18 protein-coding genes are annotated in these 18,034 nt (G+C 65.1%); 8 read left to right on the top strand and 10 right to left on the bottom strand.

All coding sequences use genetic code 11. The features are described 5' to 3' along the window. Nucleotides 1-12: 12 nt before the first annotated feature. The 4 genes from SAS01S_RS05555 to SAS01S_RS05540 form a co-directional block, all read right to left on the bottom strand. A complete protein-coding gene (locus tag SAS01S_RS05555) occupies nt 13-552 on the bottom strand; it encodes a GNAT family N-acetyltransferase (RefSeq protein WP_066806035.1) in 540 nt (179 codons plus the stop codon). Nucleotides 553-563: 11 nt separating this feature from the next. Further along, nucleotides 564-986, bottom strand: coding sequence for a nucleoside-diphosphate kinase (gene ndk / locus SAS01S_RS05550; protein ID WP_066806033.1), 423 nt, complete (start codon nt 984-986; stop codon nt 564-566). A 101-nt stretch (nt 987-1,087) separates the two neighbouring features. Beyond that, on the bottom strand, nt 1,088-1,528 hold the full coding sequence (locus SAS01S_RS05545; protein WP_066806030.1) for a DNA polymerase III subunit chi: 441 nt from the start codon (nt 1,526-1,528) through the stop codon (nt 1,088-1,090). A gap of 13 nt (nt 1,529-1,541) precedes the next feature. Beyond that, complete coding sequence (locus SAS01S_RS05540; protein ID WP_066806028.1) at nt 1,542-2,999, bottom strand: leucyl aminopeptidase; 1,458 nt, start codon at nt 2,997-2,999, stop codon at nt 1,542-1,544. A gap of 162 nt (nt 3,000-3,161) precedes the next feature. On the opposite strand from SAS01S_RS05540, the gene SAS01S_RS05535 reads away from it, so the two are divergent. The 4 genes from SAS01S_RS05535 (at nt 3,162) to rsmA (ending at nt 9,038) form a co-directional block, all read left to right on the top strand. Continuing rightward, nucleotides 3,162-5,447: an LPS-assembly protein LptD gene (locus SAS01S_RS05535; RefSeq protein WP_245656759.1), complete on the top strand. Its 2,286-nt coding sequence runs from the start codon at nt 3,162-3,164 to the stop codon at nt 5,445-5,447. 407 nt (nt 5,448-5,854) lie between these two features. Continuing rightward, nucleotides 5,855-7,207 (top strand): peptidylprolyl isomerase, encoded by a 1,353-nt coding sequence (locus SAS01S_RS05530; RefSeq protein WP_066806024.1) that lies wholly within the window; start codon nt 5,855-5,857, stop codon nt 7,205-7,207. 8 nt (nt 7,208-7,215) lie between these two features. Further along, the gene (gene pdxA, locus SAS01S_RS05525) at nt 7,216-8,223 is read left to right on the top strand and encodes a 4-hydroxythreonine-4-phosphate dehydrogenase PdxA (RefSeq protein WP_084238558.1); all 1,008 of its coding nucleotides are present in this window, start codon (nt 7,216-7,218) and stop codon (nt 8,221-8,223) included. Next, nucleotides 8,220-9,038 (top strand): 16S rRNA (adenine(1518)-N(6)/adenine(1519)-N(6))-dimethyltransferase RsmA, encoded by an 819-nt coding sequence (gene rsmA, locus SAS01S_RS05520; protein ID WP_066806022.1) that lies wholly within the window; start codon nt 8,220-8,222, stop codon nt 9,036-9,038. The genes pdxA and rsmA overlap by 4 nt, the downstream gene beginning before the upstream one ends. 46 nt (nt 9,039-9,084) lie before the next feature. Here rsmA and SAS01S_RS05515 read toward each other — a convergent pair whose 3' ends face one another. The 3 genes from SAS01S_RS05515 to guaB are packed head-to-tail and all read right to left on the bottom strand — an operon-like array spanning nt 9,085 to nt 12,268. Continuing rightward, a complete protein-coding gene (locus tag SAS01S_RS05515) occupies nt 9,085-9,597 on the bottom strand; it encodes a tetratricopeptide repeat protein (protein WP_066806133.1) in 513 nt (170 codons plus the stop codon). A 32-nt stretch (nt 9,598-9,629) separates the two neighbouring features. Further along, nucleotides 9,630-10,814, bottom strand: a complete 1,185-nt coding sequence (locus SAS01S_RS05510; protein ID WP_066806021.1) for an RsmB/NOP family class I SAM-dependent RNA methyltransferase — start codon at nt 10,812-10,814, stop codon at nt 9,630-9,632. Beyond that, nucleotides 10,811-12,268 carry an IMP dehydrogenase gene (gene guaB, locus SAS01S_RS05505; protein WP_066806019.1) on the bottom strand — a complete coding sequence of 486 codons (1,458 nt, stop codon included), beginning with the start codon at nt 12,266-12,268 and terminating at the stop codon, nt 10,811-10,813. Before guaB ends, SAS01S_RS05510 begins: the two co-directional genes overlap by 4 nt. Nucleotides 12,269-12,437: 169 nt before the next feature. Here guaB and SAS01S_RS05500 point away from each other — a divergent pair, with 169 nt between their 5' ends. After that, nucleotides 12,438-13,388, top strand: coding sequence for an SPFH domain-containing protein (locus SAS01S_RS05500; RefSeq protein ID WP_066806016.1), 951 nt, complete (start codon nt 12,438-12,440; stop codon nt 13,386-13,388). 9 nt (nt 13,389-13,397) lie between these two features. Next, on the top strand, nt 13,398-13,847 hold the full coding sequence (locus SAS01S_RS05495) for an NfeD family protein (protein ID WP_066806013.1): 450 nt from the start codon (nt 13,398-13,400) through the stop codon (nt 13,845-13,847). Between the two features lie 24 nt (nt 13,848-13,871). On the opposite strand, the gene SAS01S_RS05490 is transcribed toward SAS01S_RS05495, so the two are convergent. From SAS01S_RS05490 to SAS01S_RS05480, 3 genes are all read right to left on the bottom strand, one after another. Further along, nucleotides 13,872-14,201, bottom strand: coding sequence for a hypothetical protein (locus SAS01S_RS05490; RefSeq protein ID WP_066806011.1), 330 nt, complete (start codon nt 14,199-14,201; stop codon nt 13,872-13,874). A 71-nt stretch (nt 14,202-14,272) separates the two neighbouring features. Beyond that, nucleotides 14,273-14,713, bottom strand: a complete 441-nt coding sequence (locus SAS01S_RS05485) for a hypothetical protein (protein ID WP_066806009.1) — start codon at nt 14,711-14,713, stop codon at nt 14,273-14,275. A gap of 42 nt (nt 14,714-14,755) precedes the next feature. Next, nucleotides 14,756-16,366, bottom strand: coding sequence for a phosphoenolpyruvate carboxykinase (locus SAS01S_RS05480; RefSeq protein ID WP_066806007.1), 1,611 nt, complete (start codon nt 16,364-16,366; stop codon nt 14,756-14,758). Nucleotides 16,367-16,534: 168 nt separating this feature from the next. Here SAS01S_RS05480 and SAS01S_RS05475 point away from each other — a divergent pair, with 168 nt between their 5' ends. Both SAS01S_RS05475 and SAS01S_RS05470 read left to right on the top strand, forming a co-directional pair. Then, a complete protein-coding gene (locus SAS01S_RS05475) occupies nt 16,535-17,242 on the top strand; it encodes a response regulator transcription factor (RefSeq protein WP_066806131.1) in 708 nt (235 codons plus the stop codon). After that, nucleotides 17,211-18,034, top strand: an 824-nt coding sequence (locus SAS01S_RS05470) for a sensor N-terminal transmembrane domain-containing protein (protein ID WP_157082676.1), incomplete at its 3' end; no start/stop codon positions are given. The genes SAS01S_RS05475 and SAS01S_RS05470, both read left to right, overlap by 32 nt.

The raw sequence follows: 18,034 nt of genomic DNA, 5'->3' as shown, positions 1-18,034 counted from the left end.
GACGTTACCCAATCATAGCTGCAGCGCGTAGATCACGTCATCGCACAACGTAGCGCCGACCTGATACTGCCGTTCGCCAACCTTTGCGAACCCCTGCTTCTCGTAGAAGGCCCGCGCCCGCTCGTTGCCGGCATAGACCCCGAGCAGCATGCGCTCGCGGCCCATTGCCCGCGCGTCGAGCAGCGCCTGTGCCATCAGCGCGGATCCCAAGCCGGTGCCGTGGACACGTGACAGCGTATAAATGCGACGGAGCTCGATGTCCGCCGGGCGGGTTTCGACCGCAGGCATATTAGGCGTGGTCAGTACCGAATAGCCGATTGGCGCCGCGCCATTCGCAATCTCAGCGACGACGACGCGAGTTTCGCTCGCCTCGGCCCAATCGCGAAACGCGTCCTGATGATTGGCCTTCGCGCAATGCGCGACGATGTCGGGCCCCTCGAGGAGCCCGGCAAACGTTTCGAGAAAGCAGGCCGAGGCGACGAGCGACAGCGCCGCGGCATCCGCCGCGGTCGCTCGCTTCAATCGCCAGTCGGCGCCCGCCGACAATGCCATTGACGCCGGTATCAGCCGACAAGTTCGTCGGGAGTGAAGAAGAACGCGATCTCGATCGCCGCATTCTCGTCCGAATCCGATCCATGGACGGTATTCGCCTCGATCGATTCGGCCAGTTCCTTGCGGATCGTACCCGGCGCTGCGTTCTCGGGATTGGTCGCGCCCATGATGTCGCGGTTACGCTGCACGGCGTTCTCGCCTTCCAGCACCTGTACCACCACCGGTCCGGAGATCATGAAATCGACCAGGTCGCCGAAGAACGGGCGCTCCTTGTGGACGGCATAGAAGCCTTCGGCCTGCTCGCGGCTCATATGGATGCGCTTCGACGCGACGACGCGGAGACCCGCTTCCTCCAGCATCTTGGTGACCGCACCGGTGATGTTGCGGCGGGTGGCATCGGGCTTGATGATCGAAAACGTGCGGTTGGCGGCCATGGCGGTCGCTCGCTCCTCTATTTTGGGGCTGTGGAAAACTGGCGGCTCCCTAGGCGGGGAGCGCCGGGGATGCAACCCGCCCGTTCGGATGGGGATCGAGCTCAGGCCGCTTTCGACCAGCGCCCGTTATCGTCCTGCTTCCAGTAATTGCGCTCTACGCCGTCGCGCGTCGCGAGCGATTTCCACGCCTCGCGTGCCTCGACGATGCGTTCGCCGTCGAAGAAGTGGAACGCCCGGTCGAAATCGAGCGCTTCGTCGCGCCACCGCCCGTCGATCAGCGCGATGTTGCGTGCGGCGTTGGCGGGAACGGGCGCCTCGCCGATCAGCACCGGCTGGGCTGCGTCGTCCTCGCTGCCGGCCTGGCCGTGCGGCAGGAAGCTGTCGGCGGCGAACGTCCAGAGCAGGCGGTCGATCGCGGTGCGCTGGGCCGCGTCGTCGCTGACCACCAGTAACCGCCCCCCACCCGCCACCACGCGCTGGGCGATGCTGGGCAAGGCGCGGTCGAGCGGGGTGACGGTGAGGTGATAGAAATCGACTTGCATGTCGGACCGGCGTTCAGCTCTCGTAATTGTCGGCGACGAAGCGGTCGAGCAGGCGCACGCCGTAGCCGGTCGCGCCCTTGTCATAGGTGTTGCCCGCTTTGTCGGCCCAGACCATGCCGGCAATGTCGAGATGCGCCCATTTGACGCCAGTCTCGACGAAGCGTCCGATGAATTGCGCGGCGGTGATCGATCCGGCGCCGCGCGGACCGACATTCTTCATGTCGGCGATTGGCGAGTCGATCAGCTTGTTGTACGCGTCGCTCATCGGGAAGCGCCACAACAGGTCGCCCGAGGCGCGGCCGGCGGCAAGCAATTGGTCGGCGAGCGTGTCGTCATTGGCGAAGACGCCGCCATGTTCGTTGCCAAGGCTGATGATCATCGCCCCGGTCAGGGTGGCGAGATCGACGATCGCCTTGGGATGATGCGTGCGCTGCACCCAGGTGACGCAATCGCACAGCACCAGGCGCCCTTCGGCGTCGGTATTGAGCACCTCGATCGTCTGTCCGGACATCGAGGTCAGGATGTCGCCGGGCCGGATCGCGTTACCGTCGGGCATATTCTCGACCAGGCCGCATACCCCGATGACGTTCGCCTTGGCCTTTCGCGAGGCCAGCGCCTTCATCGCGCCGACCACCGCGCCGGCGCCGCCCATGTCCCACTTCATGTCTTCCATGCCGGGGCCGGGCTTCAGCGAAATGCCGCCGGTATCGAAGGTCACACCCTTGCCGACCAAGGCGAGATCGGGATCGCCCGCGCCCTTGCCGCTCCATTTGAGCGCCAGCAGGCGCCCTTCCCTCGCCGAGCCTTGCGCTACGCCGAGCAACGCGCCCATGCCGAGCTTGGCCATCTCGTCGGGACCGAGCACGGTGACTTCGAGACCCAGGCCTTCGACGCTCGCCAGCACGCGCTCGACGAAGGTTTCCGGATAGACGACGTTGGGCGGCTCGGCGACGAGCGTGCGCGTGAGGTCGAGGCCGCCAGTGACGGCAAGGTTATGCTGCCACGCCGCCTCAGTGCCGTCTGGGGCGCCGACGATGGTAGCCTCGACGAAGGTCGGCTTCTGCTTTTCAGGCAGTTTGGTGCGATAGGTATCGATCCGCCACGCACGTTGGGCGAGCGCGCCGGCGAACCGTCCGACCGCTGCCGGGCTCGGCTGGACCGCGCCGAGATCGATCGCCGCGCTGATCGCATTGGTCAGCAATCGCGCGGTGACCGCGCCCCCCGCGCGCTCCCAATCCGTCTCGTTGCCGTCGCCGACCCCGAGCAACAGGATGCGGTTCACCGCGCCATTGGCACCGACAAACGCTTCGGCAATCGAGCCCGCTTCGCCTTCGAAACGCGCTGCTGCCGCCGCCGCGGCAAGCACTTCCTGACCAGTACGACCGCCAATCGCCGTGTCGAGCCCGTTCTTTTGCACCGGGATAACCAGTGCATCGGCGATAGGCGGCGTGGCGGCGAACTCGATCTTCATGGAATAACCTCAATCAAAAACACGAAATGCGTGCTGGACGCGCCTCTCTAGGCCGCTATTGCGCTGGCTGCAAAGGCGGGCGCCGGCGATTGCGGATCGGCGACATGGATGCGATACCGGCGGCCCGGCAGTCAGGGACCGTCGCCGGAAAAAGGGTGTTTGGTGATCGTCACGCGTTCCGCATTTCTGGCCGGCTCGGCGATTCTTCTCGCGCTTACGGCCGCCACACCGGCTTGCGCGCAGGATCTTCAGGATCGCCCGGTCGAGTTGCCACCGCCGGCGCCCGATACGCCGGCGGCAACGGATCCCGATCAAGTTCAGTTCTCGGCCACCACGCTACAATACGATACCGACACGGAGATCGTAACGGCGACCGGCGACGTCCGCATGTACCGCACGGGCGACAAATTGCGCGCCGACAAGGTGGTCTGGAACCGCAAGACGGGCAAGGTGACGGCGATCGGCAACATCGCGGTCACCAATCCCCAGGGCGACACCGCCTATGGCGACAAGATCGACCTGACCGATACGCTCAAGGACGGCGTCGTCGACAATATGCTCGTTGTGCTCGAACAGGGCGGGCGGCTGGCCGCGGTCAAGGGCGAGCGTAGCGAGAGCGGCGTCGTCACCTTGCGCCAGGCCGCTTATACACCCTGTTCGGTGACCGATTCCGGCGGGTGTCCCAAGGAACCGTCGTGGAAGGTCACCGCGGTCAAGGTCGTCTATCGCCCCGATCGCGAGCGCATCTATTTCACTGGCGCGCGCTTCAACCTGTTCGGCTTCGCCACCGTTCCGCTGCCCAAATTGTCGACGCCAGTCGGCAACGGTGCGCAAAGCGGGATTCTCAGCCCGGATATCCGCTATAGCCGCACCAACGGGTTCGAGGTCGGCGTTCCTTATTATTTCCGGCTCGCCGACAATAAGGGCCTGACCATCACACCGCGCCTGTTCACCAGCGTCGCGCCGATGATCCAGGCCGAATATGAGCAATTGTCGACCAAGGGCGCGTTCAAGGTTACCGGTTACGCCACGGTGTCGCCGCAGAGCGATCTGCTCGCGACGTCGTCGGCCCCGATAACGACCGAAACCGCTTTCCGCGGATATCTGGACGGCGTTGCGCGATACCAGCTCGATCCCCATTGGTCGGTGTCAGGCTCGCTGCGCCTGACCACCGACAGAACCTTCCTGCGCCGCTACGAGATTTCCAACGACGACCGGCTGCGCTCGACCTTCAGTGTCGAACGAATCGACGCCAACAGCTATTTCGCGATCAACGGTTGGGCGGTGCAAACGCTTCGGCTCTCGACCACGCAAAGTGGGCAGAATATCATCACTGACCGGCAGGGACTGCAGCCGATTGCCTTGCCGGAATTCGACTATCGCCGCCGGATCGACGACGTCCTGGGCGGGCGCATCAACCTGCAAGTCAATACGCTCAGCATCGCGCGGACGGCCGGTCAGGATACCCAGCGCGCCTTTGTCAGCGCGCAATGGGATTTGCGCCGGATCACTCCTTGGGGGCAGGAAGTGACGCTGACCGCCTATCTGCGCGGCGATGCTTACAACGCCAGCGATACCGTCGCGACTTCGGTCATCAGCTATCGGGGCGCCAGTGGTTTCCATACGCGCGGGATCGCGGCGCTCGCGCTCGACGTGAAATGGCCGCTGATCGGCCAATTCATGGGCGGCACGCAGCGGGTGACGCCGCGCTTTCAGATCGTCGCCTCGCCGCCCACCGCCAACCTGCTCGTTCCCAACGAAGATGCCCGCGCGGTCGACCTCGAGGATTCCAATCTCTTCGCGCTCAATCGTTTCCCCGGCTACGACCGCTGGGAAGATTCGACGCGCTTCACTTATGGCGTCGACTATGCGCTCGATCTGCCGGGGATCGCGATCAGCGCGACGATCGGCCAGAGCTATCGCCTGTCGACCCAGCCGACCATCTTCCCGGACGGTACCGGCCTCACCGATCGCTGGTCGGATATCGTCGGGCGCACCGAAGTTCGCGTTCGCGACTTCGTCTCGATCGTCCACCGCTACCGGCTGGACAAGGACAATTTCGCGATCCGCCGCAACGAGATAGATGCCACGGTGGGCAACAAGCGCACCTATTTGCTGGTCGGATACCTCCGCCTCAATCGCAACATCAGCCCGACGCTCGAGGATTTGCGCGACAGCGAGGAGCTTCGCGTCGGCGGACGGGTCGGGTTCGCGCGCTTCTGGTCGATCTTCGGGTCGGCAACGATCGACCTGACCGACAAGAACGAGGATCCGCAGCTGCTGAACGCCGACGGCTTCGACCCGATCCGTCATCGGCTGGGGGTGCAATATGAGGACGATTGCCTCCGCCTCGGCCTCACTTGGCGCCGCGACTATCAAAATACTGGCGACGCCAAGGCGGGTAACAGCTTCCTGTTGACGCTGGCATTCAAGAATTTGGGTCGATAAGGCGCATAGCCATAACCGGCAACGCCCTGGATTGCGCTGGGAGGCGTGCTGGCTAGGAGCGCGGCGCAGTCGCGTAGCTGATAGCTACGCGCAAGCAAGCGACGACGCCGGTGCGCCTCCCAGCGCAACCGCGAAGCGGCGGGCGGATTTTGGCGCATGATGAACAGGTAAAACTGCCCCCGGCAGTTTTAGCCGTGTCCGGGGGACACGGCGACCTGTTCATCGTCGCTCGTCGGTCACGATGCATAATGCATCGCTCCCTCCTCGTTCCTAGCCCTGCACCAAAATCCGCTCCGTCCAGGGTATTGCCGGTTATGGCTATGCGCCGTAAGCATGCGTTCATGCGAAATCGGGCAGGCGTAAACGGTTTGTCGGGTGCGCCCGGTTGTTCATGGGGTTTCTTTCAGGTGAAAATTTTCTCGACTTCGGCGCGCATCGCGCTTGCGCTTGGTGCCGGCGCGATGATGGCGGCGAGCGGTGCCTCGATCGCCCAGACCGTGCCCGACAGCAGTGTGCCGCAGACCGGCCTGGATATTCCGGAGAACCTCCAGATCTTCGGCAAGCTCGATCCCAACGTCCGCAAGCCGACCGCCATCGTCAACGGCGTGGTGATCACCGGCACCGATGTCGACCAGCGGATGGCGCTGATCATCGCCGCCAATCAGTATCAGCTCAACGACCAGGAGCGCGACCAGCTGCGGCTGATGGTGCTGCGCGGCCTGATCGACGAAGTGCTGCAGATCCAGGAAGCCAAGACGAGCGACATCACGGTCACGTCGGCGGAGATCGACCAGGCGCTCGGCCGCGTCGCCAAGAATTTCAACCAGCCGCCGGAGAAGTTCGCCGCCTTCCTGCGCTCGATCGGATCGTCGGAACGCTCGGTGCGCAAGCAGATCGAAGGCGAGCTCGCCTGGCAGCGCTATCTGCGCCGCACGGTCGAACCGCGCGTGAACGTCAGCGAAGAGGAAGTGCAATCGATCCTCGACCGCATGACCAAGGACAAGGGTACGGAGGAATATCACCTCTACGAAATCTACAAGAACGCGGGGACCAATCCGCAGGCCGTCGTCGCCAACATGCAGAACATGATGCAGCAGATGAAGGATGGCAAACAGACGTTCCGATATTTCGCCCAGACGCAGTCCGAAACCACGACGGGTCCGAGCGGGGGCGATCTCGGCTGGGTTCGGGCGGCGATGCTGCCCGCAGAAATCGCAACCGCGGCGTCGCAGATGCAGCCCGGACAACTTGCCGGTCCGATCGAGCTTCCGGGCGGTTTTGATATCCTGTTCCTCCAGGAAAAGCGGCAGGTGCTCGGGATCGATCCGCTCGCGGCCAAGCTCAGCCTGAAGCAGATCAAGATCACCTTCCCGGCTGGTACGACCCAGGAACAGGCGCAGGGCCGCGCTGCCGAGTTCGCCAAGGCGACCCAGGCAATCAATGGCTGCGGCGCCGCCAACCAAGCGGCGGCGGGCATGGGCGCGGAAATCGTCGACAACGATTCGCTGACTGTGCGCGATTTGCCGCAGGCCTTGCAGCAGATGGTCCTGGGCATGCAAATCGGTCAGGCGACGCCACCGTTCGGGTCGCCGTCCGAAGGCGTCAGCGTCCTCGTGCTGTGCGGGCGCGACGATGCCAAGGCTCCTAACCTGCCCAACGCAGCCGATCTGCAATATCAGATGGAGCAAGAACGCGTGAACAAGCGCGCGCAGAAGATCCTGCGCGACCTCAGGCGCGATGCCATCGTCGAGTACCGTTGAGCATTGAGATGACTTCCCTCCCCCCGCTGGCAGTCGCGATGGGCGACCCGGCCGGGGTCGGTCCGGAGATCATTGCCAAGGCTTGGGCGCGCCGGCGCGAGGAGCGGTTGCTGCCGTTTTTCGCGGTCGGCGACGTACGCGCGATCGCCCGCGTCTGGGACGGCCCGGTCGCGCATATCGATTCGCCCAGCGGCGCCTTTGCCGCATTCGACGACGCTTTGCCCGTGCTCAGCGTGGAAGACGGCGGAGAGATCGTTCCCGGCCGCCCGGACCTGGAGGGTGCGCGCTGTGCGCTGCATTCGCTTGAACTGGCAACCGGACTGACGCGATCGGGCGCCGCCGGTGCGCTGGTCACGGGCCCGGTATCGAAGGCACAACTCTATCAGATCGGCTTCACCCATCCCGGCCAGACCGAATTCGTCGCCGAGCGTGTCGGCGTCGCCGCCAGCACGACCGTGATGATGCTCGCCGGCCCTACCTTGCGCGTGGTGCCGGTGACGACCCATGTCCCGCTCAGCGAGGTGCCTGGCCTGATCACCACCGGGCTGCTCGTGGCAAAGGCACTGGTCACTGCCCGGGCGCTGGTGCGCGACTTCGGCATCGCCAGCCCAAGATTGGCCTTTGCCGGCCTCAACCCGCATGCCGGCGAACAAGGCGCGATCGGCCGCGAAGAGATCGACCTGATCGTCCCGGCGGTCGAAGCGCTGGTGGCGCAGGGAATCGACGCGACCGGCCCGATGGCGGCCGATACGATGTTCCACGCGCGCGCGCGCGCAACCTATGATGCGGCGATCTGCTGCTATCACGATCAGGCGCTGGTGCCGCTCAAGACGCTGCATTTCGACGAAGGCGTCAACATCACACTTGGCTTGCCCATCGTCCGCGCGTCGCCCGATCACGGCACGGCATTCGGCATTGCCGGCCAAAACCGCGCCGAACCGGGCGCGATGATCGCCGCTCTACGCCTCGCCGCCGAAGCCGCCCAGCGCCGCGCCGACGCGCTCGTCGCGGCGTGACCTCCGATCTTCCGCCGCTGCGCGAGGTCATCGCGCGCCATGGCCTGTCGGCATCGAAGGCACTCGGCCAGAACTTCCTGTTCGACGGCCAGTTGCTCGCGCGGATCGCGGCGATCCCCGGCGACCTGACCGATGCCGAAATACTCGAAGTCGGCCCCGGTCCCGGCGGCCTGACCCGCGCACTGCTCGCCGCCGGAGCCCGCGTCACGGCGATCGAACGCGACCGGCGCTGCCTGCCAGCATTGGCCGAACTCGAAGCCGCTTATCCGGGCAAGCTCAGGGTGATCGAGGGCGATGCGCTCGAGGTCGACGCGCCGGCGCTGTTCGCGGGTCGGCCGCACATCGTTTCCAACCTGCCCTATAATGTCGGCACCGCCTTGCTCGTCCGCTGGCTGTCCGCCGATTGGCAGCCATGGTGGCAAAGCCTGACGCTGATGTTCCAGCGCGAGGTTGCCGAACGCATCGTCGCCGCCACCGACAGCGACGCCTACGGCCGGCTTGCCGTACTCGCGCAGTGGCGGTCGTCTGCGCGGATAGCGATGAACGTCCATCGCTCGGCCTTCACGCCGCCACCCAAGGTGATGTCGGCGGTGGTGCATATCGTACCTGGCGAGCAGCCTGACGGCGTCGCGTTCGTCAAGCTCGAACGCCTGACCGCGGCGGCATTCGGCCAGCGTCGAAAGATGTTGCGGCAGAGCCTGAAGGGCGTGTCGGGCGCATTGGAGGCGCTCGAACAGGTCGGCATTGACCCAGCACGCCGGGCAGAAACGGTATCGGTCGCGGAATTCGTCGCGCTCGCGCGACGCCTCTCCTGAACGCGAAATCCCTCTCCGGCTTGCGGAAGAGGGCTTTAGCGATGCCCTACTTCTTCTCCGCGTCCGGCTTGTCCGGCACCTTGGTCGCCACCTCCACGCTCGGCGGCGGGCCCTTGGCAATCGCCGAGGCCAATGTCGTCGCGTCCGGGCACGGCTTCTTCCCGCACAATGTCTTGATCCGCGTCAGATTCTCGCGCGCGGCTTCCATCGCACCCTTGGCGACGAGCGCCTCGCCCTGACCACGCAATGCGGTCACATCATTGGGCTCGATCGTCAGCGCCTCGCGGTACAAGCGGATCGCCTTGCCCGGCAGACCCTGGCGCGTCGCGACCGTCGCGAGTTCCAGGAACGCGGCGCGATTGCGCGGGTCGACCGCCAGCGCGGTCTCGATCAGGTCGGTGGCGCCATTGAGGTTCCCCGATGCGGCCGCCGCGCGACCTTGCATCAGCAATGCCATCGACCGCGGGTCGATTTGCGCATCGGCGCGCTGGCCTTGCAAGGATGTCGAAACGCTCAATCCCGCCAAGGCGATTGCGAGCGCTACGGGCGAAAAACGCATGATCGTCTCCACACGGGGCACAATGCCACCGGCTAGCATGGCCGGATCAGCCGCGCGACAAAAAAGCCGTCGGTCGCGTCGTGCGCCGGGGTCAGCCGCTTGCCGACGCCGCGTGCCCGACCCTGCGCGATCGGTGCTTCGGCGGTCCAGCCGGGGTGATCCGCAAGGAAGCGATCGACCTGCCCCGCCCCTTCCGCGTCGAGCAGCGAGCAGACGATATAGACCAGCGCGCCGCCGGGGCGGACGAGCGTCGCCCCGAGATCGAGCAGCCGCGATTGCGTCGCGACCAGCCGGGCTATGCGCGGCGGGCTCAAGCGCCAGCGCGCTTCCGGGTTGCGTCGCCACGTGCCGGTGCCCGAGCAGGGCGCGTCGATCAGCACGACATCGGCGCGATCGTTCCAGTCCTCCAGCGCGGCGGCTTCGCGGTCGCCGTCGAGCAACCGCGTCTCGATGATCGTCGCGCCCGCACGCTCGGCGCGGGGCGCGAGGCGCGACAATCGAGTGCGATCGACATCGGTCGCGAGCACCACCCCATGATTGTCCATCGCCGCGGCCAGCGTCAGTGCCTTGCCGCCTCCGCCTGCGCACAGGTCGATCACGTGCATGCCAGGCTCTACGCGCGCAGCCGCGGCGACGATCTGGCTGCCGACGTCCTGGATCTCGATCAGGCCGTCCTGCCACGCCGGCATCTGGTCGACCATGGTTCCGGTCGGCAGACGCAACGCATCGGGCGCGCCGTCGACCAAGCGCGCCTCGGCGAACTGGCCGGCCAACTCGCCTGCCGTCGCGCGCAAGCGGTTGACGCGCAGATCGAGCGGCGCGCGATCGATCAGGCTGGCGATGTCGGCCGGGTCCAGCCCAGATTCCACCAATCGCCGACCCAGCCAGCCGGGCACGCGCGCTTCGACCGCGCGGGGTTCGTCGGGATCGATCGCCGGCGGGGCATGCGCCGAGCCGTCGAACAGCGCGGCAACCCCAGGATCGATCTCGGCCAGCGCGACCATCGCGGCGCGTCCCGTGGGAGGCGGCTCGCCGAAGCGGCGAATGGCTTCATAGACCAACTCGCGTACCGCGCGGCGGTCCTTCGATCCGGCATAGCGCCGCGTCGCGAAATAACGGGCGATCAGCGTATCCGCGGCCGCGCCGCCTTCGCGCGCGGCGGCGATGACGGCGTCGAGCAACTCGATCGCCGCCGCCAGGCGTGCACCCGGCGTCATCGGGTCGGGTAATTCGGCGCCTCGCGCGTGATCGTCACGTCGTGGACATGGCTTTCCTGCAAGCCCGCGCCGGTGATCTGAACGAACTGCGCGCGCTTCTGCAGATCGGCGATGGTGCGCGACCCCGTATAGCCCATCGCCGCGCGGATGCCGCCGACCAGTTGATGGATTACGTCGCGCGCCGGCCCCTTGAACGCGACTTGGCCCTCAATGCCTTCGGGCACCAGCTTCATCTGGTCCTTGATATCGCCCTGGAAATAGCGATCCGCCGATCCGCGGCCCATCGCGCCGACCGAACCCATGCCGCGATAGGATTTATAGGCGCGGCCCTGGTACAGGAAGGTGTCGCCCGGCGCTTCTTCGGTGCCGGCGAGCAAAGACCCGATCATGCAGGTCGACGCGCCCGCCGCCAGCGCCTTGGCCATGTCGCCCGAGGTGCGGATGCCCCCATCGGCGATGACCGGGACACCAGCCTTCGCCGCTTCCTCGGCGCAATCCATCACCGCGGTCAGCTGCGGCACGCCGACACCGGCGACCACGCGCGTGGTGCAGATCGATCCCGGCCCGATGCCGACCTTGATCCCGTCGGCGCCGGCATCGATCAGCGCGCGCGTCGCTTCGGCGGTCGCGACATTGCCGGCGATGACCTGGACCGAGTTCGACAATTTCTTCACGCGTTCGACCGCGCGGGCGACGTCCTTGTTATGGCCATGGGCGGTATCGATCACCACCAAATCGAGCTCGGCGTCGACCAAAGCCGCGGTGCGCTCGAACCCCTTGTCCCCGACCGTGGTCGCGGCGGCGACGCGCAGCCGGCCGGCTTCATCCTTGGTCGCGTCGGGATAAGTGACCGCCTTCTCGATATCCTTGACGGTGATCAGTCCGACGCATTTGTAATCGTCGTCGACTACCAGCAGCTTTTCGATCCGGCGCTGGTGAAGCAGGTGCCGAGCCTCTTCGTGACGGACGCCGATCGACGCTGTCGCCAGATTATCCTTGGTCATCAGCTCGGAAACGGGCTGTTTGGGATTGCCTGCGAAGCGCACGTCGCGATTGGTCAGGATACCGACCAATTTGCCGTCGGCTTCGGTCACCGGAATGCCGCTGATGCGGTGGTGCGACATCAGCGCCTGCGCCTCGGCCAGCGTTGCGTTGGGCGCGATGGTGATCGGATTGACCACCATGCCGCTTTCGAAGCGCTTGACCGCACGCACCGCGGCGACCTGTTCCTCGACCGACAAATTGCGGTGAAGCACGCCGATCCCGCCCAATTGCGCCATCACGATCGCCATGTCCGCTTCGGTCACGGTATCCATCGCCGAGGACAGGATCGGGATCGACAGCGCGATGCCGCGGGTCAGGCGGGTGCTGGTGTCCGCACCGCTCGGCAACACGTCGGACTCCCCGGGTACGAGCAATACGTCGTCAAAGGTCAGGCCGAGGCGGATATTCATGGGGAGTGCCAATCTCTCGAATCGAGGGTTGGCGGTCCATGTAAACGCGGGCCGCCGGATTAGCTAGGGGCGCGGAGAGCTAGTCGCATTTCGCTATATTGGCGCCCACGATCTGCTACTATCGCAACGAGTTCGGCGGTTGGCCGAAGGGGCATTTGGGGGAGCGCTGATGGGTGCCATTATCGGATTGCTGGTCGCGGTCGTCGTACTGATTTACATTCTCAGCGCGATCAAGGTCGTACGGCAAGGCTATCAATATACCGTCGAGCGCTTTGGCAAGTTCACCTATGTCGCCCAACCCGGCCTGACCTTCATCACGCCGATGTTCGACCGCATTGGCCGCCGCGTGAACATGATGGAGCAGGTGCTCGATATTCCGGGCCAGGAGATCATCACCAAGGACAATGCCATGGTCGCGGTCGACGGGGTGGTATTCTTCCAGGTGCTCGACGCGGCGAAGGCCGCGTATGAAGTCAGCGACCTCTATGTCGCGATCATGCAGCTAGCGACGACCAATTTGCGCACCGTGATGGGCTCGATGGACCTCGACGAATTGCTGTCCAAGCGCGACGAGATCAACGCCCGCCTACTGTCGGTGGTTGATCACGCGACCGAAGCCTGGGGCGTCAAGATTACCCGTGTCGAGCTGAAGGACATCCGCCCGCCCGCCGACATCGTCAACGCCATGACTCGCCAGATGAAGGCAGAGCGCGAAAAGCGCGCGACCATCCTCGAATCCGAAGCAGCGCGGCAGAACGAGATCAACCGCGCGGAGGGTCAGAAGCAGGCGCAGATCCTGGAGGCCGAGGGCCGCAAGGAAGCCGCGTTCCGCGACGCCGAGGCGCGCGAGCGCTCCGCCCAGGCCGAAGCCACCGCGACCAAGATGGTGTCGGACGCGATCGAGGGTGGCAGCACCCAAGCGATCAACTATTTCATCGCGCAGAAATATGTCGAGGCGATCGGGCTGTTCGCGACTTCACCCAATGCCAAGACGATCCTGTTCCCGGTCGAAGCGACGCAATTGATGGGCACGTTGGGCGGCATCGGCGAATTGGCGCGCGACGCGCTGGGCGGAGACGGCGGCTCACCGGGCAATGTTTCGGTGCCGCGGACACGATAGGATATCATCATGACGCTGTTCGGATTGGAGTGGAGTCTGGGCGCCTTGTGGCTCGCCGCCGCACTGGCGCTGGCGATCGCGGAACTGATCGCGCCGGGGTTCTTCATGATCTTCATCGCCGCCGGCGCGGCGCTGACAGGGTTCGTCGTGCTGGCGATCCCGGGACTGGGCTGGATCGTACAGGCCTTGTTGTTCGCGGCGTTCAGCGCGGCGGCCGTCGCGATCGGCCGGCGATGGTATCATCGCGACCGCTTGGCCAGCCCTTCGCACGGATTGAACGACCGCACCGCCAAACTGATCGGCAAGACCGTCGAGGTGTGCGAGGCGATCGTCGCCGGCGAAGGCCGTGTCAAAGTGGGTGATGGCGCCTGGAGCGCAACGGGACCCGATGCGCCCGCCGGGGCGCTCGTGCGGATCACGGGCGCCACCGGGAGCGTCTTGTCGGTCGAGCTCGCCTGAGCAAAAAAAGCTCAGGGCGAACGATCAGGCCTTGTTGCCGCCGCCGAACAGACCAGAGGCAAAGCCGCCGAGCTGACCAAGAATACCCGAATTCTCCGCGCCGTTGATCAGCGTCGCGAACTGACCGAGCGAGCCTTCGCCGCCGATATGGCCGACGATCTGGCTCAGCACGTCAGAGCCCAGGCCGGTCGATGCCGCCGCGCCCTCAACTGTGTCACCTGGGTCGGTGTGCGACTTGGCCAGCGCCATGATTGCGCTCTCGGCCTGCTCGGGCGTGATCCCGACCTTGGCGGCGAGGTTCTGGACGTCGGCGTTTCCGCTGACTTGCGAGAGAATGCCATCGAGCAACGACATGGGAATTCCTTTCACTGGGACCGGAGGCGAAACGACTCCAGCTCTCCGTCAGATACGCGGTTGCGGTCTGGTCAGGAAGCCAGATCGGGCGGCAGATAGCCGAGCCGGGCCTGCACCGAGAACAAGCGGTCGCGCGAATAGAGTGTGAGCGCCCAATCGCGCCGCCCTTCGGGTGCAGCGAGGAGCGCATTGACCTTTTCCGCCAATGGCAGGTCGTCGCAAATTGCCGCGAGGAAGCCGCGTATCGCGGCAACATATGTCAGCGTGATTGTATGATGATAGCCCTGCATGGCGTCATTCACCCCGCCGACTGCTTCGTTATAGTCGGAGATGATCGCGGGCAGGTCGCGCTCGACAAGGATATCGGGCCGCTCGGTCAGCAACCAAAGGCAGGCGGCGAGATGCGCCTCATGCGTCCATTCGGCTTTGGGAAGCGTGCGCGCGAGCAGGCCCTTCCCCACATGGCGGACGGCGGCATCATCGACAAAGAATCGGATCTCATGGTCGGTCATTGGTCGGGCTTCCTTTGGGGAGGCCCGACCGAATGCCGAGCCCTATTCTGCGGTGGCGGGAGTTCGGGGCGCGGATTGTCGCACCCCTTCGTCGACATGATCCGCAAATTGCGCAAAATTCTCGACGAACAGATCGACCAACTTCGCCGCCGTCGCGTCGTACTCGGCCTTGTTCGCCCAGGTCTCGCGCGGATCGAGGATCGCGCTGTCGACTCCCGGTACCGCGACCGGCACCTGGAAACCGAAATTGGGATCGGTGCGGAACTCGGCGTCGTTCAAGCTGCCATCGAGCGCGGCGTTGAGCAATGCGCGCGTCGCCTTGATCGGCATGCGCTTGCCGACGCCGTATTTGCCGCCGGTCCAGCCCGTATTGACCAGCCAGCAATCGACGCCCCCCTTGGCGATCCGCTCCTTGAGCAGATTGCCGTAGACCGATGGGTGGCGCGGCATGAACGGCGCGCCGAAACAGGTCGAGAAGGTCGCTTCTGGCTCGGTCACGCCGATCTCGGTGCCCGCAACCTTGGCGGTGTAACCCGACAGGAAGTGGTACATCGCCTGGTCCGGCGTGAGCTTGGCGATCGGCGGCAACACGCCGAACGCGTCGGCAGTCAGCATTACGATGTTGCGCGGCACCGGCCCCATGTTGGCAGCCGAGGCATTGGGGATGAAGTCGATCGGGTACGCGCCGCGCGAATTCTCGGCGAGGCTGTTGTCGTCGAGGTCGAGGATCCGCGTCTCCGGATCCATCACGACATTCTCGAGCACCGTGCCGAAGCGTTTCGTGGTGGCGTAGATTTCCGGCTCGGCTTCGGCCGACAGCCGTATCATCTTGGCGTAGCAACCGCCTTCGAAATTGAACACGGCATCGTCCGACCAGCCATGCTCGTCGTCGCCGATCAGCGTGCGGCTGGCGTCCGCGGACAAGGTCGTCTTGCCCGTGCCCGACAGGCCGAAAAACACCGCCGAGCCGCCTTCCGGTCCGATATTGGCCGAACAATGCATCGGCATGATGCCCTTGACCGGCAGCAAATAGTTCAACAGCCCGAACACCGACTTCTTCATCTCGCCGGCATATTCGGTGCCGCCGATCAGGATCAGTTTCTCGCTGAAATTGACCGCGATCACCGTTTCCGTGCGGCAGCCATGGCGCTCGGGATCGGCGCGGAAGCTCGGCAAATCGATGATCGTATAATCGGCGGAAAAGCCGGCGAGTTCGTGCGCCGCCGGACGGACCAGCATCGTGCGGATGAACAGACTGTGCCAGGCATATTGCGTGATGACGCGCACGTTGACGCGGTTCGACGGCTGCGATCCGCCGTACAGATCCTGGACGAACAACGTATCCCGGTTCGCCAGTTCGGCGAGGAAATCCGCCTTGAGCGCGGCGAACGCGTCAGGGCTCATCGCCTTGTTGGTCTTGCCCCACCACACGGTCGACTCGGTTTCGGCATCGCGGACGATGAACTTATCCTGCGCCGAGCGTCCGGTGTGGCGACCGGTGGCGACTACCAGCGGTCCGTCTGCGGCGAGATGACCTTCTCCGCGTGCGATGGCCTGCTCGACGAGCGGAGCCGTTTCGAGATTCCAGTAAAGCTTGGCGGCAGTGGCGATATTCTGCGCGTCCAGCCCCTGCGTCGGGACTCGATCGATCATTCTTCCTCCGAATATAGAACGTTGCGGGTTGATCCCGCATACGTATGCATCCTCGATAAGACGGGCGCATAGAGCCGCGCCATGCGCCCGTCAAATGGGCCAATGGTTTACCGGCGCAAAGGTTTCGCCTAGGCGTTGCTGGACCATGATATCGGATATGCCCGGACGATGACGGCCACCATCGCGCTCGTCGATGACGATCGCAACATCCTGACCTCGGTGTCGATCGCGCTGCAGGCCGAGGGTTTTCTGACGCGGGTCTATTCGGACGGCGAGACCGCGTTGAAGGCGCTGGTCGACAATCCGCCGGACCTGGCGATCTTCGACGTGAAGATGCCGCGGATGGACGGGCTGGAGCTGTTGCGGCGGCTGCGCGAGAAGAACCAGATCCCGGTCATCTTCCTGACCAGCAAGGATGACGAGCTCGACGAGGCGCTGGGCCTCGCAATGGGCGCGGACGATTATATCGCCAAGCCGTTCAGCCAGCGCCTGTTGATCGCCCGCATCCGCGCGATCCTGCGCCGCACCGAACTGAGCCACGCCAGTCCCGGCAGCGACGAGCCGCCGGCCGAAACCGCGATCGACCGCGGCCGGCTGCAGATGGACCCGGCGCGGCACCGCGTGACCTGGGCTGGCGACAATGTGACGTTGACCGTGACCGAATTCCTGATCCTCGAGGCGCTTGCGCAGCGGCCGGGCGTGGTCAAGACGCGCAATCAGCTGATGGATGCGGCCTATCAGGACGACATCTATGTCGACGACCGCACGATCGACAGTCACATCAAGCGCGTCCGGCGCAAGTTCCGCGAGGTCGATGCCGAATTCGATGCGATCGAAACGCTCTATGGCGCCGGCTACCGCTTCTCGGAGGAATGAGGCGGAGGGTGAAGGCCGTGACCTGACACTGAAATGGTCGGGTCGGATTTCGCTCACCGCGCGCATTCTCGCGCTCAATATCTTCGCGCTGGCGCTGCTCGCGGGCGGGTTCTTCTACCTCGATTCGTATCGGACGCGGATCCTCGACAACCGCACCGCTCAGGCGAGCCGCGAAGTGCGGCTGATCGCGGCGGCGATGGTGTCGACGCCAGCCGATCACCGCAACGACCTGGCGCTACGCCTCGCCCGCGATACCGACACGCGCATCCGGCTGTTCGCCGCCGACGGTATGCCGATCGCCGATACCCGCGCGATGGGCCTGCGCAATTTCGTGCTGGTCGACCCGAATAAGGAAGGTTGGGGCCTGCAAGCGGCGCGCTTTTTGGATGCGATCATCGACACCGTGGTCAACGCCCCGCGCGCGCCGCTATATCGCGAGCGCAAGGCCGGCAGCGAATGGCCCGACGTGCGCACAGCCCGCACCGCTCAAGTCGCGCCGGCAACAGTATGGCGTGCGCCGGATCGTACGCCCGTCATCACTGCAGCGGCGGGTCTTGGCGACGGCGAGGTCGTGATGACGACGGTCAATGCCCGCGACGTGACCCAGACGGTGCGGCTGGAACGTTTCCGGCTGGGAGTCGTGCTGGCGATCGTCACCCTGGTATCAATCTTCCTGTCGCTGTTCCTGGCGCGGACGATCGTGCGGCCGTTGCGCCGCCTGGCGCGCGCCGCCGTCCGCGTCCGGCTGGGCCGTGCGCGCGAGGTCGTCGTCCCACGGCTGCCGTCGCGCCG

The sequence above is a fragment of the Sphingomonas asaccharolytica NBRC 15499 genome (genome assembly GCF_001598355.1).
Lineage (GTDB): Bacteria > Pseudomonadota > Alphaproteobacteria > Sphingomonadales > Sphingomonadaceae > Sphingomonas > Sphingomonas asaccharolytica.
The sequence above is the reverse complement of the archived record's forward strand: the minus strand, read 5'-3'. Positions and strand labels throughout refer to the sequence as shown.

What these genes read in the sequence shown, in the direction of transcription:
- SAS01S_RS05515 (WP_066806133.1), bottom strand. Translation starts at nt 9,597, where the DNA reads ATGCGTTTTTCGCCCGTAGCGCTCGCAATCGCCTTGGCGGGATTGAGC.
- SAS01S_RS05540 (WP_066806028.1), bottom strand. Translation starts at nt 2,999, where the DNA reads ATGAAGATCGAGTTCGCCGCCACGCCGCCTATCGCCGATGCACTGGTT.
- SAS01S_RS05510 (WP_066806021.1), bottom strand. Translation starts at nt 10,814, where the DNA reads ATGACGCCGGGTGCACGCCTGGCGGCGGCGATCGAGTTGCTCGACGCC.
- pdxA (WP_084238558.1), top strand. Translation starts at nt 7,216, where the DNA reads ATGACTTCCCTCCCCCCGCTGGCAGTCGCGATGGGCGACCCGGCCGGG.
- SAS01S_RS05490 (WP_066806011.1), bottom strand. Translation starts at nt 14,201, where the DNA reads ATGTCGTTGCTCGATGGCATTCTCTCGCAAGTCAGCGGAAACGCCGAC.
- SAS01S_RS05480 (WP_066806007.1), bottom strand. Translation starts at nt 16,366, where the DNA reads ATGATCGATCGAGTCCCGACGCAGGGGCTGGACGCGCAGAATATCGCC.
- SAS01S_RS05495 (WP_066806013.1), top strand. Translation starts at nt 13,398, where the DNA reads ATGACGCTGTTCGGATTGGAGTGGAGTCTGGGCGCCTTGTGGCTCGCC.
- guaB (WP_066806019.1), bottom strand. Translation starts at nt 12,268, where the DNA reads ATGAATATCCGCCTCGGCCTGACCTTTGACGACGTATTGCTCGTACCC.
- SAS01S_RS05485 (WP_066806009.1), bottom strand. Translation starts at nt 14,713, where the DNA reads ATGACCGACCATGAGATCCGATTCTTTGTCGATGATGCCGCCGTCCGC.
- SAS01S_RS05555 (WP_066806035.1), bottom strand. Translation starts at nt 552, where the DNA reads ATGGCATTGTCGGCGGGCGCCGACTGGCGATTGAAGCGAGCGACCGCG.
- SAS01S_RS05475 (WP_066806131.1), top strand. Translation starts at nt 16,535, where the DNA reads ATGACGGCCACCATCGCGCTCGTCGATGACGATCGCAACATCCTGACC.
- ndk (WP_066806033.1), bottom strand. Translation starts at nt 986, where the DNA reads ATGGCCGCCAACCGCACGTTTTCGATCATCAAGCCCGATGCCACCCGC.
- SAS01S_RS05545 (WP_066806030.1), bottom strand. Translation starts at nt 1,528, where the DNA reads ATGCAAGTCGATTTCTATCACCTCACCGTCACCCCGCTCGACCGCGCC.
- SAS01S_RS05500 (WP_066806016.1), top strand. Translation starts at nt 12,438, where the DNA reads ATGGGTGCCATTATCGGATTGCTGGTCGCGGTCGTCGTACTGATTTAC.